At 73.2% G+C, this 22596-nt stretch carries 17 protein-coding genes; 10 read left to right on the top strand and 7 right to left on the bottom strand.

The annotated features are described in order from the left end of the window. Window positions 1-74 precede the first annotated feature (74 nt). The 3 genes from IOD16_RS08560 (at window position 75) to IOD16_RS08570 (ending at window position 3585) form a co-directional block, all read left to right on the top strand. Complete coding sequence (locus IOD16_RS08560) at window positions 75-923, top strand: glycosyltransferase (RefSeq protein ID WP_201439600.1); 849 nt, start codon at window positions 75-77, stop codon at window positions 921-923. Then, the gene (locus tag IOD16_RS08565; protein WP_201439601.1) at window positions 920-2194 is read left to right on the top strand and encodes a hypothetical protein; all 1275 of its coding nucleotides are present in this window, start codon (window positions 920-922) and stop codon (window positions 2192-2194) included. Before IOD16_RS08560 ends, IOD16_RS08565 begins: the two co-directional genes overlap by 4 nt. A gap of 68 nt (window positions 2195-2262) precedes the next feature. Beyond that, window positions 2263-3585 carry a cytochrome D1 domain-containing protein gene (locus IOD16_RS08570; protein WP_236594832.1) on the top strand — a complete coding sequence of 441 codons (1323 nt, stop codon included), beginning with the start codon at window positions 2263-2265 and terminating at the stop codon, window positions 3583-3585. Between the two features lie 60 nt (window positions 3586-3645). On the opposite strand, the gene IOD16_RS08575 is transcribed toward IOD16_RS08570, so the two are convergent. Further along, a complete protein-coding gene (locus IOD16_RS08575; protein WP_201439602.1) occupies window positions 3646-4863 on the bottom strand; it encodes an MFS transporter in 1218 nt (405 codons plus the stop codon). Between the two features lie 86 nt (window positions 4864-4949). Here IOD16_RS08575 and IOD16_RS08580 point away from each other — a divergent pair, with 86 nt between their 5' ends. The 3 genes from IOD16_RS08580 to IOD16_RS08590 all read left to right on the top strand — a co-directional run bounded on the left by IOD16_RS08580 (window position 4950) and on the right by IOD16_RS08590 (window position 9588). Continuing rightward, window positions 4950-5804 carry a WecB/TagA/CpsF family glycosyltransferase gene (locus IOD16_RS08580; RefSeq protein ID WP_201439603.1) on the top strand — a complete coding sequence of 285 codons (855 nt, stop codon included), beginning with the start codon at window positions 4950-4952 and terminating at the stop codon, window positions 5802-5804. A 2-nt stretch (window positions 5805-5806) separates the two neighbouring features. Next, window positions 5807-7852 (top strand): glycosyltransferase, encoded by a 2046-nt coding sequence (locus IOD16_RS08585; RefSeq protein WP_201439604.1) that lies wholly within the window; start codon window positions 5807-5809, stop codon window positions 7850-7852. Between the two features lie 230 nt (window positions 7853-8082). Beyond that, entirely contained in the window at window positions 8083-9588 is a 1506-nt protein-coding gene (locus IOD16_RS08590; protein WP_201439605.1) for a serine/threonine-protein kinase, read from the top strand. Between the two features lie 14 nt (window positions 9589-9602). On the opposite strand, the gene IOD16_RS40010 is transcribed toward IOD16_RS08590, so the two are convergent. Beyond that, window positions 9603-10388: an enoyl-CoA hydratase/isomerase family protein gene (locus IOD16_RS40010; protein ID WP_236594833.1), complete on the bottom strand. Its 786-nt coding sequence runs from the start codon at window positions 10386-10388 to the stop codon at window positions 9603-9605. Between the two features lie 76 nt (window positions 10389-10464). On the opposite strand from IOD16_RS40010, the gene IOD16_RS40015 reads away from it, so the two are divergent. Together IOD16_RS40015 and IOD16_RS08605 are read left to right on the top strand one after the other, a co-directional pair. Continuing rightward, window positions 10465-10932, top strand: a complete 468-nt coding sequence (locus IOD16_RS40015; protein WP_236594834.1) for a GNAT family N-acetyltransferase — start codon at window positions 10465-10467, stop codon at window positions 10930-10932. A gap of 113 nt (window positions 10933-11045) precedes the next feature. After that, window positions 11046-11579: a LuxR C-terminal-related transcriptional regulator gene (locus IOD16_RS08605; protein ID WP_236594835.1), complete on the top strand. Its 534-nt coding sequence runs from the start codon at window positions 11046-11048 to the stop codon at window positions 11577-11579. Between the two features lie 78 nt (window positions 11580-11657). On the opposite strand, the gene IOD16_RS08610 is transcribed toward IOD16_RS08605, so the two are convergent. After that, window positions 11658-14462 carry a helix-turn-helix transcriptional regulator gene (locus IOD16_RS08610; RefSeq protein ID WP_201439607.1) on the bottom strand — a complete coding sequence of 935 codons (2805 nt, stop codon included), beginning with the start codon at window positions 14460-14462 and terminating at the stop codon, window positions 11658-11660. A 234-nt stretch (window positions 14463-14696) separates the two neighbouring features. Here IOD16_RS08610 and IOD16_RS08615 point away from each other — a divergent pair, with 234 nt between their 5' ends. Next, window positions 14697-15932, top strand: a complete 1236-nt coding sequence (locus tag IOD16_RS08615) for an ABC transporter substrate-binding protein (RefSeq protein WP_201439608.1) — start codon at window positions 14697-14699, stop codon at window positions 15930-15932. 46 nt (window positions 15933-15978) lie between these two features. Beyond that, entirely contained in the window at window positions 15979-16416 is a 438-nt protein-coding gene (locus IOD16_RS08620) for an SRPBCC family protein (protein WP_201439609.1), read from the top strand. A gap of 204 nt (window positions 16417-16620) precedes the next feature. Here the strand turns inward: IOD16_RS08620 and IOD16_RS08625 are convergent, their stop codons facing one another. The 4 genes from IOD16_RS08625 to IOD16_RS08640 form a co-directional block, all read right to left on the bottom strand. Then, a complete protein-coding gene (locus IOD16_RS08625; RefSeq protein ID WP_123742745.1) occupies window positions 16621-18198 on the bottom strand; it encodes a phytoene desaturase family protein in 1578 nt (525 codons plus the stop codon). Further along, window positions 18195-19220, bottom strand: a complete 1026-nt coding sequence (locus tag IOD16_RS08630; RefSeq protein WP_201439610.1) for an NAD-dependent epimerase/dehydratase family protein — start codon at window positions 19218-19220, stop codon at window positions 18195-18197. The genes IOD16_RS08625 and IOD16_RS08630 overlap by 4 nt, the downstream gene beginning before the upstream one ends. A gap of 15 nt (window positions 19221-19235) precedes the next feature. After that, window positions 19236-21569: a Tex family protein gene (locus tag IOD16_RS08635; protein ID WP_201439611.1), complete on the bottom strand. Its 2334-nt coding sequence runs from the start codon at window positions 21567-21569 to the stop codon at window positions 19236-19238. Between the two features lie 244 nt (window positions 21570-21813). Continuing rightward, window positions 21814-22590 carry a hypothetical protein gene (locus IOD16_RS08640; protein ID WP_201439612.1) on the bottom strand — a complete coding sequence of 259 codons (777 nt, stop codon included), beginning with the start codon at window positions 22588-22590 and terminating at the stop codon, window positions 21814-21816. Between the last annotated feature and the right edge of the window lie 6 nt (window positions 22591-22596).

Raw genomic sequence — 22596 nt, forward strand, 5'->3', positions numbered from 1 at the left:
CATCGTGTTCGACCGCGGATCGTTAACGGCGCGGCCCCGATCCCGATGTAGGAGGACATAGGGGAAGGGGTTCCATGGACCACGTCGTGCTGACGCGTTTCAACCTGCCGTCCGTCGGCGCGGAGAGCGTCGTGCGGGCGCGCGAGGGGTGGTTGACCGAACGCGTCGGGTTGTTCGAGCGGTACTGCCTGCCCTCGGTGGCGGCGCAGACGTCTTCGGACTTCCGGTGGCTCATCTACTTCGACCCGGAGAGCCCGCGGTGGCTCAAGGACCGCATCGAGGCGCACGGCGACGCCTACACGCCGGTGTTCCGCACGCAGGTCGGCCGCGACGAGCTGATCGAGGACATCTCGGCGCTCTTCCCGGTCAAGGGCGACGAGCTGATCACCACCAACCTCGACAACGACGACGGGCTCGCCGCGGACTTCGTCGCCCGGCTCCAAGCCGAGCGCCCCACCGGCCGCCGCACCGCCCTCTACCTGGCGAACGGGCTGGTCAAGAGCCCGACCGGGCTGTTCGCGCACCACGACCGCGACAACGCGTTCGCGTCGATGCGGGAGAGCTGGGACGCGCCGGTGACGTGCTGGGCCGACTGGCACAACCGGCTGCACCGGCACGCCGAGGTGGTGTCCCTGGGCGGACCGCCCGGCTGGCTCCAGGTCGTGCACGGCGGGAACGTGAGCAATCGCACGCGGGGCAGGCTGGTCGCGCCCGCGCCGTACCGGCCGCTGTTCGGCGACGCGCTGGACGACGTGCCGGAACCCGCCGGCGGCGTGCTGGCCCGCGACCGGTTCGTCGGCCACCCGCTGCGGTCGGCGCGCGACGGGGCCAGGTACCTGGCCAAGACCACGGCGCTGCGGCTGCTCGGCCCGGGTGGCTTCGAGAAGGCGAAGCAGGTGCTGGCCGCGCGGACGCCGAGGTGACGTTGACGCGCGTGGTGCTGGTAGCGGTCCTCGCGTTGAGCGCTTGCACGGCCGATGCGCGACGGCCGGCCGGGCCGACACCCGCGCCCGTGCCCGCCAGTCCGTCGGTCGACTACTACCGGAAGTGGGTCAACGGACCCAACCCGACCGGCGACCCGGCCGTGTTCCCGATCAACGTCTGGATGCAGGACCCGTCCGGCGTCGAGAACGGCGAGAAGCTCGGCCGGGCGTTCCCGGCGATCGGCGTCGACTTCGGCATCGGGCTGTGGGAGGACGAGTGGTGGTACCTCCGCCAGGAGGGGCTCCACGAGACCGACTGGCGCGTGTACGTGGACGGCACGCGGGTCGACGCGGTCCTGGCGGACACCGCGCACGCCCGCAACTACGTCGGCTACCTGATCGCGGACGAACCGGACATGACCAAGGTCTACGGCGACGTGTTCCACCCCGACATGCAGCCGTCGGCGATCGTGGAGGCGGCCGACGCGGTGCGCGCCAAGGACCCGTCCCGGCCGACGTACCTCAACTTCAGCCCGTGGATGGGCACGCCGACCGGTGAGGTCGGCTACGGCCACATCGAGGAGTCCTACGAAGAGGACATGCGGACCTACTGCTCGGCCGCGGACATCGCTTCGGCCGACTACTACGGCTGGACGCACCCCGACCGCAACCACACCGTCGGCGCGTACAGCTACGGGCAGGTCATCGACACCATGCGCAAGTGGTGCGGCCCGGACAAGCCGCTCTACGGGTTCGTCGAGACCGGGCACCCGCACGACCGCGGCGAGACCATCGACCCCGACCAGCTGGAGTCGGCGGTGTGGAACACGGTCCTGCACGGCGCCACCGGCGTCAACTACTTCGCGCACAGCTTCCACACCGACGGGACCGGCGAGTACTCCAGCATCCTGACCCGACCCGCGATCACCGCCCGCGTCGCCGCGGTGAACGCGAGGCTGAAGTCGTTGGCCCCGGTGCTCAACGCGCCGAACCTGCCGGGGGTGACCGCGTCGAGCGACAACGGCATCCCGGTCTCCGTGCTCTACAAGGATCTGGGCATGCACAAGCAGGTCGGCGACGCGCGCTGGGCCTTGGCCCAGACCGACGGCACCAAGGACCACCCCCGCAGCCGCGCCGCCCGCGTCACGCTGACCGTGCCGGTGTCGTCGGGCACGGCCACCGTGGTGGACGAGGACCGGACCGTGCCGATCGTCGACGGCCGGATCGTGGACGACTTCGGTCCGTACCAAGTCCACGTGTACCGGTTCTGACGGGCTAACGGCGCAGACCCGGCCGGCGATTGGGGCAGTGCGTGACCCGAACCCCACGGAGGCCGATCGTGCTGCTCAGGAAGATCCGCAAGACGCCGGCGGTGTGCGGCGCGGTCGCGTTGGGCGCGGCGTTGCTGCTCGCGCCACCCGGGACGGCCGCCGCGGACACCGTGCGGGTGCTCGGCTACGTCGCCAACAACGGCGGCGGGGTGTCGGTGCTGGACACCGCCACGAACGCGGTCACCACCACGCTCATCGACTCCACGGGCGACTCGCCCTACGGCGTCGGTGTCGCGTTCGACGGCACGCGCGCCTACGTGACGAACGTCCGCGACGACACGCTCACGGTCATCGACACGCCGACCAACACCGTGGGCGCGTCCGTGCCGGTCGGCGACGGACCCGCCGGCGTCGTGGTGTCGCCGTCCGGTGGGCACGTGTACGTGTCGAACTACCTGGCGGGCACGGTGTCCGTCGTGGACGCGGCCACGCTGGCCACCACCGAGACGATCCCGGTCGGCCCGAACGCCGACGGCATCGCGATCACGCCGAACGGCAAGCGGCTCTACGTCGCCCACGACGTCGCCGGGCCGGGCACGGTCTCCGTGGTGGACACCGCGACGAACACCGAGGTCGCCGAGATCCCGACCGGCCACACCCCGACCGCCGTGGCCGTGACCCCCGACGGCGCGAAGCTGGTCGTGGTCAACAAGCTGTCCAACAACGTGTCCGTGGTCGACACCGCGTCCAACGCGGTGATCGGCACGATCCCGGTCAGCTTCATCCCGCACGGCGTGGCGATCTCCCCGGACGGCACGCGCGCCTACGTGACCAACAGCGAGGGGCACAGCCTGTCGGTGGTCGACATCGGCGCGCTCGCGCCGGTCGCCCAGATCCCGGTGGGCAGCAGGCCGATCAGCGTCTCCCTCACCCCTGACGGCGCCAGGGCCTACGTGACGAACTTCGTCAGCGGCACGGTGTCGATCGTCGACACCGCCACCTTGTCCGTCGTCGCCTCCGTCCCCGTCGGCGTCGACCCGGTGGGCATCGCGATCCACGCCGTCCCGCCGGCCGCCACCAAGCTGACCGCCGGTCACGGCCAACTGCAACTGCGCCTGCTCGGCTTCACCGCGCGCGGCCTGGACGCCACCCTCACCGAGTCCCACACCGGCAAACCCGTCGCGGGCAAGCAGATCACGTTCCGCACGGTCAAGGGGCACCCGCTCTGCACCGCCACCACGAACGCCTACGGCAAGGCGCGGTGCGACGCCAACGTCCCCCTGCTGGTGGGCTTGGCCACCCTGCTCCAGGGCTACACGGCAAGCCACGCGGGCGACCTGACCCACGGCCGGTCCGCCGCGCACGGCTCGATCGCCCTCACCCTGCTCTGAGCACGACGGGAAAGGCAGGTCGAACGGGGTGATCCGGCCGGGCGGCGAAACCCGGCCGGATCACCCGGCCCGGCGTTCCGCGTTGAGCCGCCACGCCACCACCACGGCGACGAGGAGCGAGCCGATGGCCGCGTGCACGGCGGTGCCGAAGGCGGCGAACTGGAGCAGGAAGCCGAAACCCACGGACGACACCAGGCGCGCCACCGCCTGTCCCGTCTGGACCACCGCCAAGCCCGACGCGCGCAACGACTCCGGCACGAGGGCGCTCACCCGGGCGGACAGGACGCCGTCCGTAGCGGCGTAGAAGAGCCCGTGCAGCAACAAGGCCACGCCGACCCCGACGTAGCCGGTGCCGGCGGCGAGCAGCAGCACGTACACGCCCAGCAGCAGCACGTGCCCGCCCAGGAACACCGGCCACCGCCCGATCCGGTCCGCCAGCCGCCCCACCGGCGCGGCGGCCACCAGGAACACCAACGCCGTGCCCAACGGCAGCAGCGGCAACAGGTGCAGCGGCGCACCGGTGGCCTTCTGCACCAGGATGAACACGAACGCGTCCGACAGCGTGGCCAGACCCAGCACCGCCGACCCGACCGCCAGCCGCCGGTAGCCCGGCTCCCGCAGCAACGCCACCCCCGCCCGCACCGACGGGCGCGGGCCGGCCGTCGCGGGGCGCGGGTTCTCCCGCACGAACGCCACCAGCACGATCAGCCCGACCACGGCGAAGCAGGCGCTGACCACGAACACCGGACCCGCCACCGTGCCGACCCAGTACATCAGCAGGAACGTCATCAGCGGCCCGAGCAGCGCGCCCACCGTGTCCATGCCGCGGTGCAACCCGAACGCCGCGCCCAACCGGTCCGGCGGCGTGGCCAGGGAGATCAGCGCGTCGCGCGGCGCGGTGCGCAGGCCCTTGCCCGCGCGGTCCGCCGCCATGGTCGCGCCGATCCCGAACGCCGACGCGCCCACGAGCGGGAAGATGAGCTTCGTCACCGCCGACAGCCCGTAACCGACCGCGGCGACGGCCTTGTGCCGGTGCGTGCGGTCCGAGAGGTGGCCGCCGACGAGCCTCAGCACCGCCGTCGCGCCGGTGTACAGACCGTCCAGCACGCCGAACTGCGCATAGCCCATGTTGAGCGTGAACAGCAGGTAGACCGGCATGAACGCGGTGACCATCTCGGCCGAGACGTCGGTCAGCAGGCTCACCGCGCCCAACGCGACCACGGTGCCGGGGACCCTGCCCTTGACCCGCTCGCTGGGCCGGACGGACGCAACGTACATGCTCCCGTTATCGGTCACGTGCGGTAGCCGTTACCGGCGTCCGGCCACGTCGTAACGGGGACCGCCCGGAACCCGATGACGCGGGTATGCCGGACATAGCGCAGCCCCGCGTCCGCGTGGGCGCCGTCGACGTGTGGTCCGTCCGAGAGTCCGGTGTCGCCGATCACGTGGCCGAGGCCTGGCGACGGGCCGAGGGCGGCGCGATCGTCACGGCCAACGTGGACATCGTGCGCGCCGCGACCCGCCGTCCCGAACTCGCGGCGCTGATCGCCGAGTCGGAGCTCGTCGTCGCCGACGGGATGCCGGTCGTGTGGGCGGGCAGGCTCGCCGGCGTCCCGGTGCCCGAGCGGGTGACCGGGTCGTCCCTGGTGTTCACCCTCGCCGAAGCCGCCGCCCGCGAAGGCCGTTCCCTGTACCTGCTGGGCGGTGAGCCGGGCGTGCCGGAGAAGGCCGCCGAGGCGCTGTGCGCCCGCTACCCGGGGCTGCGCGTCGTGGGCACGGACTCGCCGCCGTTCGGGTTCGAGACCTCCGCCGACAGCACCGCCGAGACCGTGGCGAAGGTGGTGGCGGCCGCACCGGACCTGGTGTTCGTGGGCCTCGGCTTCCCCAAGCAGGAACGCCTGATCCGGCTGCTGCGCGCGGACCTGCCGGCGTCGTGGTTCCTCGGCTGCGGCGCGGGCATCCCGATGGCCGCGGGCGAGTTCAAGCGCGCCTCCGGCGTGGTGCAGAAGCTGGGCGCGGAGTGGCTGCACCGCCTCGCGCTCGAACCGCGCCGCCTGGCCAAGCGCTACCTGCGCGACGACCTGCCGTTCGCGTTCCGCCTGCTCGGGGGCGCGCTGCGCACCCGGTTCCGCCGCCCGACCACCGCCGGCCACCAGCCCGCGGACGCGGTCGGCGCCCAGACGACCGCCGACCGCGTCGGCACCCGGACCGGGGAGTAGAAGTGCCGCTTGCCGTCGTCGTCGTGACCTACCACAGCGCGGAGGTCGTCGAAGACTGCCTGGAGTCCGTCGCCGTCGCGTTGCGGTCCATTCCGGACAGCCGGGTCGTGGTGGTGGACAACGCCTCCACCGACGACACCCTGGCGATCGTGGCGCGGGTCGCGCCGCACGCCCAGGTCGTCGCCCGCGCGTCCAACGACGGCTTCGCGGCGGGCGTCAACGCCGGGTTCGCCGCCGCGCCGGACTGCGACGTGCTGGTGCTCAACCCGGACGTGCGGCTGCACCGCGACGCCGTCACGCTGCTGCGCGCCGCGCTCGCGCTGCCCGGCACCGGCATCGCGGTGCCCCGGCTGGCCGGTCCGGACGGCGCGCCGCAGCTGTCGTTGCGCCGCGCGCCGAACCCGGTGCGCGCGCTCGGCGAGGCGATCCTCGGCGGCACGCGGGCCGGCCGTTCCGAGGCGCTCGGCGAGCTGGTGGTCGACCCCCTCCGGTACGAGACGGCCGGCGTCGCGGACTGGGCGACCGGCGCGGCGTGGCTGATCTCCCGCGAGGCCCGCGAGGCGATCGGCGTGCTGGAGGAGCGGTACTTCCTGTACTCGGAGGAGACCGAGTACATGTTGCGCGCGGGCAAGCGCGGCTACGCCATCCGCTACGAACCGCGGGCGCGTGCCGTGCACCTGGGCGGCGAGCAGTCGACGTCGCCGGTGCTGTGGTCGATGGCCACCACGAACCGGGTCCGGATGGTCCGCGAGCGCCACGGCAGGCCCGCCGCGTTCGCGATGTGGTGGGCCGTGCTGCTGAACGAGCTGCTGCGGGCGCCGCGCGGCGCCAAGCACCGCACGGCCGTGCGGGACCTGCTGCGCTGGCGGCGGTGGCCGGTCCGACCGGGCGCGGGCGGCTCCGAGCCCGGCTGGGTGTGCTTCTCCGCGCAGGACTGGTGGTACCACAACCGGGCGCACTCGGACTTCCAGCTGATGCGGTCGATGGCCGCGCACCGCCGGGTGCTCGTGGTCAACAGCATCGGCATGCGGATGCCGACCCGCGGCAACAGCACGCACGTGGCCCGGCGCATCCTGCGCAAGCTGCGCAGCGTGGCCAAGTTCGTGCGCCGGCCGATGCCTGACTTCTACGTGATGTCCCCGCTGCCGCTGCCGTTCTACGGCTCGCCGTTCCTGCGCGGGGTCAACGCCGTCCTGGTCCGCGCCCAGGTGCGGCTGGTCGCCTTCGCGCTGGGCCTGCGCACGCCGGTGATCATGGTGACGATCCCGACCGCCTGGGACGTGGTCGCCCCGATGCGCCGGCGCAGCCTGGTGTTCAACCGCTCGGACCGGCACTCGGACTTCCCCGAGGCCGACCGCGCGTCGATCGAGGTGCTGGAGAACCAGCTCCTGGCCAACGCCGACCACGTCGTCTACGTCAGCCACGCGCTGATGGAGGAGGAGCTGCCGCGCACCGGCTCCCGCGCCCACTTCCTCGACCACGGCGTGGACGTGGACCACTTCACCGCGCGGCCGGAGGCCGAGTGGCCGGACGACGTCCGCGCGCTCCCCGGCCCGCGCATCGGCTTCTTCGGCGCGCTGGACGACTTCGTGGTCGACTTCGACCTGCTGGAACGCGTCGCCGTCGAGCTGCCGCAGGCGTCCCTGGTGCTGATCGGCGACGCCACCCACCCGATGGAGCGCTTCGACAAGCACCCCAACGTGCACTGGCTGGGCTTCCGGCCCTACTCCGCCATCCCGGCCTACGGCTCGGCGTTCGACGTGGCGATCATGCCGTGGCAGGACAACGACTGGATCAAGCGGTCCAACCCGATCAAGCTGAAGGAGTACCTGGCGCTGGGCCTCCCGGTGGTCAGCACCGACTTCGCCGAGCTGGCGGGCTACACCGACCGGGTCCGCGCCGCCCGCTCCCACGCCGAGTTCGTCGACGCCCTCCGCGCCACCCTGGCCGCCGGTCCCCTCCTGCCCCCGCGCACCCTCCGCGCCTCCGTCGAACCCCACTCCTGGCAGGCCCGCACCCGCACCCTGCTGACCCTGACCACCCCGTGAGTCCTACCTCCACCCCGCGCGTGTCCTACCTCCAGAACGCGTGAGTCCTACGTTCAGAACGCGTGAGTCCTACGTTCGGAACACCCGAGTTGAACGCTCGGCGCACCCCGGCGGGGTGCTGAGGCACCCTCGACTACGCGACCCGGCGCGAGGTTGCGTCACTGTGTGTTGCGCCGCGAACCGGCCCGTCTTGCCCAGGAAGGGTGGCCGGCGCATCTAGTGTGGGTGTCGTGGAGCCACTGCCCCCGAACGCCCCGTCGCGGATCGGCGACTACACGCTGCTCGCCGCCCTCGGCCGCGGTGCGATGGGGTCGGTCTACCTGGCGCGGTCACGCGGCGGGCGGCCGATCGCGGTCAAGGTCTCGCGCGCCGAGCTGGCCGACAACCCGGAGTTCCGCGAGCGCTTCCGCCGCGAGGTCGAGATGGCCCGCGCGGTCGGCGGTTTCTGGACCGCGACCGTGGTGGACGCCGACCCCGACGCCGACCGGCCGTGGATGGCCACCGAGTACATCCCCGGCCCGAGCCTCCAGCAGGCCGTCCAGGACCACGGCCCGCTGCCCGAACGCGCGGTGCGCCGCCTCGCCGGCGGCCTGGCCGAGGCGCTGGTCGCGATCCACGGCGCGGGCCTGGTGCACCGCGACCTCAAGCCGTCCAACGTGCTGCTGGCCGACGACGGCCCCCGCGTGATCGACTTCGGCATCGCCCGCGCCTTGGAGCACTCCGCGCTCACCGAAGCGGGCATCGTGTTCGGCACCCCCGGCTACCTGTCACCCGAGCAGGTCATCGGCCAGAAGATCACCACCCAGAGCGACGTGTTCGCGCTCGGCTCGGTGCTGGTCTACGCCGCGACCGGCGGCGGGCCGTTCGGCGAGGGCGCCACCTCCGCGCTGGTCTACCGCGTGGTCCACCAGGAGCCGGACCTGTCCCGAGTGCCGCCGGGCCTGGTGCCGCTGATCGTGCCGTGCCTGGTCCGCGAGCCGGTGAACCGCCCGACGCCCGCACGGCTGCTGGAGGCGATCGGCCCGCCGTCCGCCGAACCGTCCTGGCTGCCCGCGCGCGTCCGCACCATGGTCGAGCAACGGCACACCGAGCTGGGCAAGCTGCCCGCCAAGCCGCCCACCCGGGTGATGGTGGAGGAACCGCCGCCCAAACCGCCGACGCCGGCCACCCCCGCGCCGGTGCGGCAGGCGCCGACCCGCGTCGAGCCCGAGCGCAAGGAGGTCCGCCCCACCGGCGTCCGCTTCAAGACCTCCCGCGCCGTCGGCCTGAGCTGGGCCGGCGCGCACGTGCTCGCCTCCCTGGTGACCCTCTCCATCGCCGACCCCGCCAACGGCGCGCCTCCCGCCGTGCGACTGGCCTCGGCCATCGCGTTCGTGGCGTTCGCGCTGGCCGGCACCCGCCTCCTGATCGGCGCGGCGCGCGCGCCGCTCACCCTCGACGTCGGCCCGGACGGCATCACGCTGTCCAACGGCGAGGAGTCCCACCGCCTCCCGTGGTACGCCATCGCCCGCGTCAAGGTGGACGCGCACCACGCCCGCCCGTGGCTCATGGTCTGGCTGGTCGCCGCCGCCAAGACGCCGGACACGCTGGGACGCGGCAGCTTCACCAAGCACAAGGGCGGCCTGCGCGTCTACCCGATCTCGCACGAGCGCTACCGCAAGCGCCGCGACCGCGACGTGGTCGAGCTGCGCTCCGCCCTGGCCTGGTACGGCTCCACCGTCTACGACCCCCGGTAGGCCGCGCCGGCCGGTCAACGACCGCTGAACGTCGCCTTGCCGGGGCCGTCGGTCAGGAACGACCGCACCGCGCCCCGCAGGTCCTCGCTGTCGAACAGCCCGGCCGCGATCGTGGTGACGTGCTCGTCCGCCTCGGCCACGCCGCCGCGCTCGAAGTGCGCCAGCACCCGCTTGGTCGCCGCGTGCGCCAGCGTGGGCCCGGCCGCCAGCGCCGCGGTGAACTCCAGCGCCGCGTCGTCGAAGCCCTCGTCCGGCAGCACCCGGTTGACCACGCCCCACCGCTCCAGCGTGGCCGCGTCGTAGCGCTCGCCGGTCATCACCAGCTCCTTGGCCCGACCGACGCCCGCCCGCGCGGCCAGCCGCTGCGTGCCGCCCATGGTCGGGGTCAGCCCGACGACCTTCTCCACCAACCCGAACGTCGCCCGCCGCGCGGCCAGCACGAGGTCGCACGCCACCGCGACCTCGAACGCCCACGTCAGGCACAGCCCGTGCGCGGCGAACACGGTCGGGAACGGCAGCGCGGCCACCCGTTCGGGCAGTTCCAGCATCCGGTCGAGCAGGGCCTTGGCCCGCGCGGAGGTCTCCTGCGCGGCGAACAGGGCCACGTCGACGCCGCCGCTGACGACCTTGCCCTCGAAGCGGACCAGCAGCGCCCGCGCGGGGCGCCGCTCCAGGTCCTCGACCGCCGCCTCCAGCAGGTCGTGCAGCCCGGCGGTGAAGAGGTTCAGCGGGGGAGCGTCGACGGTGAGCACGGCGAGCCCCGCGGCGTCCCGCTCCAGCCGAACCTGTTGCGCTGCCACGGGCGTGGATTTTACACGCGTCCGGAATGGGGAAAACCAGGTGTCCGAATGGCCCAGTGCGGGTGAAAATCTGTCAATGAGTTCCTGGACCGTTCAGCCCGAACCGGTTGACAGCCCGACCGCCGTGGCGGTGATCCGCACCTACCTGGCCGAGATCATCGGGCGCTACCACGGCCGGCCCGCCACGCCCGCGGAGGTCGACCTGGCGATCGCCGACGACCCGACCGACGACCTGGTCCGGTTCTTCGTCGGCCGCCGCGCCGGGGCGGTGCGAGGATGCGTCGGGTTCCGCCTGGTAGACCGCGAAACGGCGGAGATGAAGCGGATGTTCGTCGATCCGGCGGCTAGGGGCACCGGCGGCGGCGCGGCGCTGCTCGCGGCGGTCGAGGAAGCGGCCGTCTCATTTGGTGCCGCGGCCATTCGCCTCGACACCCGTACTGACCTGGTCGAAGCGCGGGCGTTGTACGCGCGGCACGGCTACCGTGAGGTGTCGGCGTTCAACGACGACCGCTATGCGGAGCACTGGTTCGAAAAGCGGCTATAGGGGCCATCGGGTTCCCATATCACTGTTGTGATGTGTCTCACTTGACAGTGAATAAACGCCCCAGTTGAGTATGTGGCGAAAGTCGGCCGCGGAATGAAATGGGGATCAGTCCAGTGGCTTTCGCCGTTGAGTTGACATTTCGTGATGCGCGCCAGGTGCGGAGATCCATTCATCTCGCACACCGGGAATATTGGCGTCCGCTCGCCGAGCAGGGTGTGCTCGTCGGAACCGGCCCTTGGGCCGACGGTTCCGGCGTGCTGCTCATCGTGCAGGTGCCCGACGACGCCGCGGCCCGGGACCTGGTGCGCGGTGACCCGTACGTGCGATCGCAGTCGATCGCAGAGGTGCGCATACGCCAGTGGCACGTGCTGCTGGGTGTGCCGGAAGGTGAGCGCGTGCCGGGCATCGTCCGGCCGCGCGATGGGCAGAGCGCCGAGGCGCGCTCGCGCGAGCCGTTGACGCCGCACGAGCACCGGATCGCGCTGATGATGTTGGAGGGGATGACGAACCGGCAGATCGCCGAGCACTTCTCGGTGTCGACCCGGGCCGTCGAACTCCACATCACCCGCATCTACCGCAAGCTCGACATCGGCAGGCGGGCGCAGCTCGCCGCGGCGATGCCGTGGGGCCAGCGCTCGTACCTCTAGGCGCACGTACCGGTCATGGACGCAGGGCCGTGAGGATCGACGGGAGACCCCCGGAGGTCCTCACGGCGCTCACCGCGCTCAGGCCAGCAGCTCCGCCCGCGACGCCACGCCGAGCTTGCGCAGCACCCGTGCCACGTGCTGCTCCACCGTGCGCGGCGACAGGAACAGCACGTCGGCGATCTCGCGGTTCGTGCGCCCCTGGGCCAGGAGCCGCGCCACGTCCTGCTCGCGCGGCGACAACGCGTTGCCGTACCCGCGCCTGCCGCGCCGCGACGGCGTCGCCACGCCCGCGCCGCGCACCAGGTGCCGGCACCGCGCCGCGTCACGGCTCGCGCCCAGGGAGTCGAACCGCGCCGCCACCTCGCCCAGCGCGACCACCGCGTCGTCGTCACCGCGCTCCAACGCCGCCAGCGCGATCCGCTCCGACAGCACCGCCGAGTAGTACCGCAGCCCCAGCTCGTCGGCGGCCCGGCGGGCGTCCTCCAGCAGCCACGGCTCGTCCGGCCGCGCCAGCAACGCCCGGCACGCCTTCAACGCCACGTGCGCCAGCGGCGCGTCCCGGTCGACCAGCCCCGCGTCCAGCTCCTCCACCAGCTTGACCGCGTCCTCCAGCCGCCCGGCGGCGCGGTAGGCGTCCACCGCGGCCGGCGCCAGCTCGCCGAGCCACGCCCACACGCCCTTGCGCCGGGCCAGCTCCAGCCCCCGGTCCGCCTCGGCGCACGCCCGCGCCAGGTCGCCGCGGTCGGACCACATCCTGGTCAGCGCGGCGAAACCGCCCAGCGCCACCGGCGTGATCGAGTTCTCCACCGACCGCACGCCGCTGTCCGCCAGGTGCCGCTCGGCCGCCTCCCAGTCGCCGCGCGCCACCGCCAGGCACCCCAGCACCAGGTTGATCTCCCCGGCGACCGGCAGCAGCTCCCGGTACTCCTCCAGCAGCCGCGTGGCCCGGTCCTGCAGCGTGCCCCAGTCGCCGCGGTACCAGTCGAGGTGGACGCGGGTGGACTGGCCGGTGCCCTCGGTGAACGGCACGCCCGCGCCGACGGTGAGCCGCAGGCCGCGGTCGAGGAAGTCCCGCGCCAGGTCGAAGTGCCCGATCAGGGCGAACGCGTCGGCCAGGTTGCAGTGCGCCCGCGCCAGGTGCCGCCGCACCGCCACGTCCGCCGCCGTGTCGGGCAACCGGTCCAGCCGCGACATCACGGTGTGGTCGCCGGTGCACATCCGCGACCCGAGCTGGTTGGCCAGCAGCGCGAACCGCACCTCGTCGTCCTCGCACGAGTCGATGAACGCCTCCACCTCGCGCATCCAGCGCAGGTGCTCGGCCAACGGCGTGGCGCCGACGAACGGCTGGGCGAGCACGGCCCGCGCGCCCATCGCCAGGTCGGGGCGCGCGGCCAGCTCCCCGATGGCGCGCTCGAAGACGACGCGGCCGTGCTTCGGCCCGTCGAACTGGCGGATCAGCAGGAAGCCGAGGTTCAGCCGCACCTCGCCGCGCGCGGCCGTGGACAGCCGGTGGTCGTCGAGGAGCCGTTCCAGGGTGGCCCGCGGGTCCCGCTGGTCGAGACCGCCCCGGGCGACCTGGCCGAGCTTGACGGCGAGCCGGTCCACGTCGGCGGGCGTCAGCGACGCCTCGTCCAGCAGCCGCTGGTAGAGGTGGGTGGCGGTGGCCGGGTCGCCGACCTCCAGCGCCCGGTCCGCGGCGGCCTCGCCGTGCCGCAGCCAGTCGGGCAGGAGCCCGGCGCGGCGGCTGTGCTCGGCCAGCTGCATGAACGGGCGCGGCGTGGCGTGGTCGAGGGCGCGCAGCGCGCGCAGGTGCAGGCGTTGGCGTTCGGGACCGGTGAGCGTGTCGTAGACGGCCTGCTGGGCGAGGGCGTGGCGGAAGCCGTAGCGGACGTCCGTCTCGTGCAGCACGCCGCTGTGCAGGGCGTGGGTGAGCGCGGCGCCGGCCCGGTCGGGCGCCACGGCGCCGACCTCGGCGAGGAGCTGCTCGGTGGCGGGCACGCCCAGCACGGCGGCGGCCTCGGCGATGCGCCGGCCCGTGACCGGCAGCCGGGCCAGGCGTTCGGCCATCGCGTCGCGCAGCAGCGCTGGCACCTCGACCGCGTCCAGCAGGCGCCAGTCCGGGTCGCGCAACGCCCGCAGCATCTCCTCGACCACGAACGGGATGCCGGCCGTGCGCTCGTGCAGCCGGGCGGCGAACTCGGCGGGCACGGCGTCCACGTCGAGGATCGCGGCGGCGAGGTCGTGCACCTGGCCGACGTCCAGCGGGCCCAGCTCCACCAGCGCGGACGCCACCCCGGCGGGCGGGCGGTAGGCGCTGCCCAGCGGCATCCCGCCGGGCGCGTCCTCGCGCCGGTAGGTGACCAGGGTGGTCAGGTTCGGCGGTGGGGCGGCCATCAGGAACCGCAGCAGGTGGCGGCACCCGTCGTCGGCCCAGTGCAGGTCCTCGACCACCAGCAGGACGGGTCCCAGGGCGGCGAGCAGCTCGCGCACCGCGCGGAACAGGTGGTGGCGCTCGTGCCGGGGGTCGTCGGGGCGTTCGGGCGGCTGGGGCAGGTGGCCGGTCAGCTCCGGCAGCAGGGGTCCCAGCACCCCGGTCACCGGGCTCAGCGACACCCGGCTCAGGTACCCGCCCACGGTGCGCAACGCGTCGAGCACCGCCCCGTACGGGAACGGCTCGCGCAGCGGCTGGCAGCACCCGGTCAGCACGCGCAGCGGCCGCAACTCCGGCCGGGCGAGCAGCTCCCGCACCAGCCTGCTCTTGCCGACACCGGCCTCGCCCGCCACCAGCACCACGGACGGCTGGGACGTGACGGCGTCCACCAGCGCGGCCAGCTCTTCGCCCCGGCCCACCAGGACGGGCGAAGTGGTTCGCGGTGGCGTCATGCGCACTCCAGGCACTCGCCGAGGAGATCGACCGGACCCCTGTATTAGAACCCGAATCGTTCGGTGAGAGCACCCCCTCGCGCTCCGGTGAGGTTAGAGGGCTGTTCGGGTGGCATATGTGGCGATCGGGTGCGGAATCGATGCGGAAAAGCTCACCGACCGTGCGGTATGTCACATGATTAGGCGAACCGGGTGATGTCTGTCAATACTCCTTACCCGTCGGTAACCTGAGTGGTGGGAGTTCCGTTGGTGCGCAACCTCGTCGTCGGATCCACCGTGCTCGCGGTGCTGGCCGCCGGCTGCGGCGCGGCGGAACCACCACCGGTCAAGGCAGGCCCCGGCGTCACCGACGACACCATCTCGCTGGGCGTGCTCACCGACATGACGGGACCGTTCTCGGCCACGTCGCTCATCCGGATCAAGGGCTACGAGCTGTTCCTGGGCGAGCTGAACGAGCGCGGCGGCATCTGCGGGCGCAAGGTCGAGCTCAAGCAGGCGGACCACGGCTACGACGTCGACCGGGCGTTGCAGGCGTACTTCGAGCTGGAGCCGCAGGTGCTCGGGTTCATCGACGTCACCGGCACGCCGATGACCGAGGCCATCGAGCCGGACCTGATGCAGACCCGCGCCATCGCCGCGCCCGCGTCGTGGTCGGCGAGCCTGCTCGGCAACCCGCACATGGTCATCGTCGGCACGACCTACGACCTCGACGTGATCAACGGGCTGGACCACGTCAAGCGCTCGGGTCTGATCGGCGCCGGCGACACCATCGGGCACATCCACGTCGACAGCGACTACGGGCTCAACGCGCTGGAAGGCAGCGCGTTCGCCGCCGGGCAGTGGGGCATGGAGCTGATCGCGAAGAGCGTCTCGGAGACCGCGGACGTGGCCGCGCAGGTCGGCGAGCTGCGCGCGGCGGGGGCGAAGGCGGTGTTCCTGAGCACGTCGCCGCAGCAGACCGCGACCGCCGTCGCCACCGCCGAACGGCTCGGCTGGGACGTGCCGTTCCTGGTGAACGCGGTGGGCTACGACCCGTCGATCCTGCAGACGCCCGCGGCGGCGGCCGTGGTCGAACGGGTGCAGGTGGTGTCGCCGATCGCGCCGTTCGCCACCGACCTGCCGGGGCCGCGCGCCGTGGCGGAGGCGTTCACGCGCAAGTACCCGGACCTGGAGCCGACCGGGTCGGTGGACCACGGGTACGTCATCGGGATGGCGTTCGCGGCGATCCTGGAGAAGGCGTGCGGCGAGCGCGACCTGACGCGCGACGGGGTGCTGCGGGCGTTCCAGGACACCAACGAGGTGGACACCCGGAGCCTGACCGGGCAGCTGCGGTTCTCCCTGGTGGGGCGGCCGTCGGCGACGCAGTCCTACATCGCGCGCCCCGACCCGGCGACACCCGGCGGGCTGGCCGTCGTCGCCGACCTGTTCGAGTCGGACCTGGTGAAGCTCAAGGGCACGCGCGCGAAGTAGCCCTGGTGGGTAGTTTCCGCCGGTCCGCGCGGGGAATCCGAGGCGCATGATCGAGGTGCGCATGGCGGTGCCCACGTCCGTGGAGCAGGTGTTCGCGGTGCTGGCCGACGGCTGGTCCTACGCGGGGTGGGTGGTGGGCGCCGCGCACATCCGCGAGGTGGACGCGGGGTGGCCGGGCACCGGCACGCGCATCCACCACAGCGTCGGCGCGTGGCCGGTGGCGGTGCAGGACGTGACCACGGTGCTGGACGTCGACCCGCCCCGGATGCTGGAGCTGGAGGCCCGCCTGTGGCCGTTGGGCGCGGCCCGCATCCGCTTCGACCTGAAGGCCACTTCGGACGGCTGCGAGGTCACCATGCTCGAAGAGGCGATCAAGGGCCCGCTCTCCCTGCTGCCCGCCCCGGCCCAGTCGCTCTTCCTCGTCCCCCGCAACCGCGAGACCCTGACCCGCCTCTCCGCCCAATCCACCCGCAAACCCACCTGACCCCGCGAGAGTCCAACCTCCACGCCGCGTGAGTCGTACCTTCACGGCGCGAGAGTCCAACGTCCACGGCGCGAGAGTCCTACGTTCAGGACACCTGAATTCAACGCTCACGCAGCGCGGCGGCACCGAGCCCGAGCGCTGAGTGTTGAACTCGGGGTCCGTGAACGTTGGACTCTCGCGCTCTGAGCGTTGGACTCTCGCGGGTTAGTAGAGGTGGTGGTGGAGGGTGCGGAGGAAGAGGTGGTAGAAGTCGCCGGCCAGGGCGTTGCGGGCCAGGGCGGCACGGGCGGCGTTGGCGCCGGCGGCCCCGTGGACGCCGCCGCCGGGGTGCGCCGAGGCGGACGTCAGGTACAGGCGGTCGACGGGGGTGTCGGCACGGCCCAGGCCCGGCACGGGCCGGAACACCAGCTGCTGGTGGATCGCCGCCGTGCCCGAGTTGATCGAACCGCCGACCAGGCTGGGGTTGCGGCCCTCCAGGTCGGACGGCCCGTGCACCACGCGCGCCCGGATCAGGTCGCGGAAGCCCGGCGCGTGCTCCTCGACCAGCTGCTCGACCCGGTCGGCACGCCGCCGCAACCGGTCGGCGGACCACCGCTCACCGCGCGGCACGTGCGTGTAGGCCCAAGCGGTCTCCGTGCCGGCCGGTGACCGGGTGGGGTCGGTCGTCGTCATCTGCCCCATGATCACGAACGGGGTCCGCGGCACCCGCCCGCACGCGATCTCCGCGTTGAACATGGCCAGCCCGTTGAAGTCCCCTCCCAGGTGGACGGTCCCGGCGCCTCGCGCCCCTTCCGCCGTCCACGGCACCGGCCCGTCCAGCGCCCAGTCCACCTTGATCGTCGCGTCATCCCACTCGAACGCGCCCAGGTCCGACACCAGCCGCGACGGCAGGTGCTCCGCCCCCACCAGCCCGAGGTACAGCGTCGGCGCGGGAACGTCCGCCAGCACCGCCTTGCGCGCCCGCACGTACCCGCCTTCGGCGTCACGCACCCCGAGGGCGCGCCCGCCGGCCACCACGACCCGGTCCACCGCCCGACCGCACTCCACGACACCGCCCAGCCGCCGCACGAGCGCGCCCGTCAACGCGCCGGCCCCGCCTTCCGGCACCGGGTACCCGACGTCCTGCGCCAACATCGACAGCAGCCACCCGAACGCGGCGCCGCCCGCCTGGTCCGGTCCCAGGTCGGTGTGCATCGCGTTGCCCGCCATCAGCAGCGGCGCGCCCTCGCCGGAGAACCGCTCGTCCCCGAACGCCCGCACCGACTGCAGGAACGACCGCGCGAACCGCAACGTCCCGCCCGCGCCCAGCGCCCCCGCCAACCCGGCGCCGGCCCGCACGGGCGGGAACGGCCGCATCAGCGCCTCGACCAGTTCCGACCTGACCCGCTGCCACAACGCGTACTCGGCCCGCCAGGCGTCGCCGTCGCCCGCCGCGAACGCGTCGACCGACGCGGCCGTCCGGTCGACGTCCTGCGACAGCACCGCGGCCCGGTCGTCCGGCAGCACGTGCGCCAGCACTTCGGGCGCCCGCCGCCACCGCAACCCGTGCCGTTCCAGGCCCAGCCCGGAGATCACCGGCGACGCCGCGCCCAGCGGGTAGAACGCGCTGAACAGGTCGTGCCGGAACCCCGGCTCGGTCAACTCCGCGGTCCGCACCGCGCCGCCTGGCTCGTCGGCGGCTTCCAGCACCAGCACGTCCCACCCGGCATCGGCCAACAGGTTGGCCGCCACCAGCCCGTTCGGGCCGGAACCGATGACCACCGCGTCCACGACATCGCTCAACGCACGTCTCCCTGGCTCTGCTGCACCGGACGACCGAACCCCAACCCCCGCCACCGCCCCACCCGACGCGGCGCGAGGGGACCCCACGTGCCACGTCCTTCCGCGATCGCCGCGATCGCCGCCGCCAACGCCTCGCGCGGCTCGTGCCCGGGCGCCCACCCCAGCGCCCGCAGCCGTGAACTGTCCACAAGGGACGCCTGGTCCGCCACCCGCAGCCACCCCGGGTGCACGGGTTGCAGGCCCAGCCGCCACGTCGACCACGCCACCGCCCGCACCAACGCCAACGGCACCGGCACCAGGAACCCGCCGAACACCGCGGCCAGCTCGCGCACGCCCAGCGGGGGGTCGGCGGCGACGTTGAACGCGCCGACCGCGCGACGCGCCAGCACCACCCGGATCGCCCGCGCCACGTCTTCCGCGTGCACGACCTGCGCCCGCAACCCCCGCCACAGCGGCACGGGCAGCCACCGCCGGCCCAGCACCCGGCCCGGCAGCAACGGGCTCAGCACCCACCGGCCGAGCTCACCGCCCGCGTCCGGCTGCACGATCGCGCACGGCCGCAGCACCGCCACCCGGTCCCGGCCGGCGACCATGCGCTCCAGCTCGGCCTTCTGCGCGCCGTACGCGCTGCCGGGCACGCCGCCGCACGGCCACGACTCGTCGACCGGTCCCGCGCCGGGCGTGTACGCCGCCACCGAGGACAGCACCACCACGTGCGGCACCGCGGCGCGCTCGGCGGCGCGCAGCACGTGCGCGGTGCCGGTGATGTTGGTGCGCCGCATGGCGGGCTCACCCGACGTGGGCTGCACCGCCCACGCCAGGTGCACCACCGCGTCCGCACCGGCGAACGCCCTGCTCAACACGGCTTCGGCGGCCGGCGCGCCCACGTCGCAGCTCACCCACCCGGGTGATCCGACGGGTATCCGCCGCGCGATGCCGACCACCTGGTCGCCCGCGGCGGCGAGCACCCGGCGCAGGGCCGTCCCCACGTTGCCGCTGGCACCCGTGACGACGACCCTCATGGCCGCCGGGTACCCCTACTTCGCGCCGCCAAGCCCCGCGCGCCGCAGCGCCTCGGCCATCGCGCCGTTCGCCGGCGGCCGCTCCTGCTGGCGCGGCTTGCCGCCACCGCGCTGACCACCGCCGTTGCGCTGCCCGCCGCGCTGGCCGTCACCGCCGCGCCGGTCGTCGCGCTGCTCGCGCGGCGGCTTGCGGCCCGGCTCGTCCTCCAGCCGCAGCGTCAACCCGATCCGCTTGCGCGGGATGTCGACCTCCAGCACCTTCACCCGCACCACGTCGCCGGACTTGACGACGTCACGCGGGTCCTTGACGTAGGTGTTGGACAGCGCCGAGATGTGCACCAGGCCGTCCTGGTGCACGCCGACGTCCACGAACGCGCCGAACGCGGCCACGTTCGTCACCACGCCCTCCAGCACCATGCCGGGCTTGAGGTCGGCGATCTTCTCCACGCCTTCGGCGAACGTCGCCGTCTTGAACGCGGGTCGCGGGTCGCGGCCCGGCTTCTCCAGCTCGCGCAGGATGTCGGTGACGGTCGGCAGGCCGAACGTGTCGTCCACGAACTCCTGGGGGCGCAGCGACTTCAGCACCGCCGTGTTGCCGATCAGCTGCTCGCCGCCCGCGCGCTCCTGCATCCGCCGCACCACCGGGTACGCCTCGGGGTGCACGGAGGAGGCGTCGAGCGGGTCGTCGCCGTTCGGGATGCGCAGGAAGCCCGCGCACTGCTCGAACGCCTTCGGTCCCAGCCGCGCCACGTCCTTCAACGCGCGCCGCGAGCGGAACGGGCCGTTGCTGTCGCGGTGCTGCACGATGTTCTCGGCCAGCCCGGCGGTGATGCCGGAGACGCGGGTCAGCAGCGGCGCGGAGGCGGTGTTGAGGTCGACGCCGACCGCGTTCACGCAGTCCTCGACCACCGCGTCCAACGACTTCGACAGCTTCGTCTCGGACAGGTCGTGCTGGTACTGGCCGACGCCGATCGACTTCGGGTCGATCTTCACCAGCTCGGCCAGCGGGTCCTGCAACCGCCGCGCGATGGACACCGCGCCGCGCAGCGACACGTCCATGCCCGGCAGCTCGGCCGAGGCGAACGCCGACGCCGAGTACACCGACGCGCCCGCCTCCGACACCACGGCCTTGGTCAGCTTCAGCTCCGGGTGCCGCTTGAGCAGGTCGACGGCCAGCTTGTCGGTCTCGCGCGACGCGGTGCCGTTGCCGATGGAGATCAGCTCGACGTCGTGCTTGCGCGCCAGCACGGCCAGCTTGGCGATCGACTCGTCCCAGCGGTTCGCGGGCACGTGCGGGTAGATCACGTCCGTGTCGACGACCTTGCCGGTCGCGTCGACCACGGCCACCTTGACGCCGGTGCGGAAACCGGGGTCCAGGCCCATCGTGGCGCGGGTGCCGGCGGGCGCGGCCAGCAGCAGGTCGCGCAGGTTGGAGGCGAACACCTTCACGGCCTCGTCCTCGGCGAAGGCCCGCAGCCGCGACCGCAGGTCGATGCCGAGGTGCACGAGGATGCGGGTGCGCCACGCCCAGCGCACGGTGTCGCCGAGCCAGCGGTCGGCCGGGCGGCCCCGGTCGTCCACGCCGAACCGGGACGCGATGCGCGCTTCGTAGCCGGTGGGCTCGTTCTCGTCGGCCGGGTCGAACTGGAGGTCCAGCACCTCTTCCTTCTCGCCGCGCAGCAGCGCGAGGATGCGGTGCGAGGGGAGCTTGCCGAACGGCTCGGAGAAGTCGAAGTAGTCGGCGAACTTCGCCCCGTCCTCCTCCTTGCCCTCCCGGACCTTCGACGCGAGCCGCCCCTGGGTCCACATGCGCTCGCGCAGCTCGCCGATGAGGTCGCCGTCCTCGCCGAACCGCTCGACCAGGATCGCCCGCGCGCCCAGCAGCGCGGCGGCGACGTCGGCGACCTCCTCGGTCACGAACGCCTTCGCCACCTCCTGCGGGTCCTGCGTCGGGTCGTCCAGCAGGCCTTCGGCGAGCGGTTCGAGGCCCTGCTCGCGCGCGATCTGCGCCTTGGTCCGCCGCTTCGGCTTGTAGGGCAGGTAGAGGTCTTCGAGGCGGGCCTTGGAGTCGGCGGCCAGGATCGAGGACTCCAGCGCCTCGTCCAGCTTGCCCTGCGACCGGATGGACTCGAGCACAGCCGCCCGGCGTTCCTCCAGCTCCCTCAGGTAGCCCAGCCGTTCCTCCAGCGTGCGGAGCTGGGTGTCGTCGAGCGCGCCGGTCGCTTCCTTGCGGTAGCGGGCGATGAAGGGGACGGTGGAACCACCGTCGAGCAGGTCGACGGCGGCGCTGACCTGCCCGGCCCGCACCCCGAGCTCCTCGGCGATCCTCTGGTGAATGGCTGTGGTCACAGCGAGCCATTGTGCCCTGCCCACCGGGCCACGTTCGGGCACCCCGACCGGACCGACCTCGATCACCGGCGGGGCAGGGCGACCGGCTGGAGCCGTGCACCGTCCTGTGGCTGAACGAGGTCGACAGCGACCTCTCGGGGCCGAGCGGCCGGAGCGCGGCGGCCGGGCTGCTGCGCCGGGGCCCGGACCCGACGGCGCCCTCGGCCGCCCGACCTGGTGAAGCGCCCGACCCCGGCCCGGGTCGTCACATCAGCGTGGTGAGGACGGCGACGTCCGACTCGTCGTGCGGCAGGTACTTCACCCGCACCACCATGCCCCGCTGCACCTGCGGGATCGACATCGGCGGCAGCTTCTTGTCCTGCGTCACGTCGAACACGCTGCCGTCCGGGCGGGTCACGCGCAGGCTCAGGCGCAGCTCCGTGCGGCCGTCCGGCGTCTGCCCGGTCGGCACCATGTCCAGCACGACGGCACGGGCGTCCACGCCCTGCTCGGTGATGCGCAACTGCTGCGGCGTCAGGTGACCCTTGGCCACCTGCACGCGGTCGAGCGCGGCTTGCAGCTCGTGCGGCGGCGCGTCGGTGGCGAGCGCCGCGCGCCCGTCGGGCAGGTAGCGGACCGGCAGGATCGCGCCCACCTGCACCAGGGACAGCTCGGTGAGGTCGACGACCTGCCGCGCGGTCGCGGCGAACGTGCGGCCGTCCGCGGTGTCGACCCGCAACCGGATGTCGAGCTGCGGCTGGTCGTTGACGCTCAGGCCGGTCCGCGCCACGCCGACGACCGTGCCCATGCCGATCGGCGCGCCGCGCAACGCCTTGGGCACGCCGCCGGTCAGGGCCGCGAGGCCGCCGCCGAGGAGCCGGTCCGCGGAGAACAGCGTCGGCACCACGGACAGCAGGATGATCGGGCCGACCAGCCAGCCGTTGAGCCAGGCGAACACGTCGTCACCCGCCAGCCCTTCGGCGACCCAGGCCGCGGTGAGGCCGAGTCCGACGGTGAGCCCGGACCAGGTGAGCACCTTCATGGTCGT

Source organism: Saccharothrix sp. 6-C (assembly GCF_016695385.1).
Taxonomy (GTDB): Bacteria; Actinomycetota; Actinomycetes; order Mycobacteriales; family Pseudonocardiaceae; genus Actinosynnema; species Actinosynnema texasense.

Bases quoted from the DNA above. Each gene is read 5' to 3' on its own strand.
- IOD16_RS40015 (WP_236594834.1), top strand. From the start codon at position 10,465: ATGAGTTCCTGGACCGTTCAGCCCGAACCGGTTGACAGCCCGACCGCC.
- IOD16_RS08560 (WP_201439600.1), top strand. From the start codon at position 75: ATGGACCACGTCGTGCTGACGCGTTTCAACCTGCCGTCCGTCGGCGCG.
- IOD16_RS08575 (WP_201439602.1), bottom strand. From the start codon at position 4,863: ATGTACGTTGCGTCCGTCCGGCCCAGCGAGCGGGTCAAGGGCAGGGTC.
- IOD16_RS08620 (WP_201439609.1), top strand. From the start codon at position 15,979: ATGATCGAGGTGCGCATGGCGGTGCCCACGTCCGTGGAGCAGGTGTTC.
- IOD16_RS08640 (WP_201439612.1), bottom strand. From the start codon at position 22,590: ATGAAGGTGCTCACCTGGTCCGGGCTCACCGTCGGACTCGGCCTCACC.
- IOD16_RS08630 (WP_201439610.1), bottom strand. From the start codon at position 19,220: ATGAGGGTCGTCGTCACGGGTGCCAGCGGCAACGTGGGGACGGCCCTG.
- IOD16_RS08580 (WP_201439603.1), top strand. From the start codon at position 4,950: ATGCCGGACATAGCGCAGCCCCGCGTCCGCGTGGGCGCCGTCGACGTG.
- IOD16_RS08610 (WP_201439607.1), bottom strand. From the start codon at position 14,462: ATGACGCCACCGCGAACCACTTCGCCCGTCCTGGTGGGCCGGGGCGAA.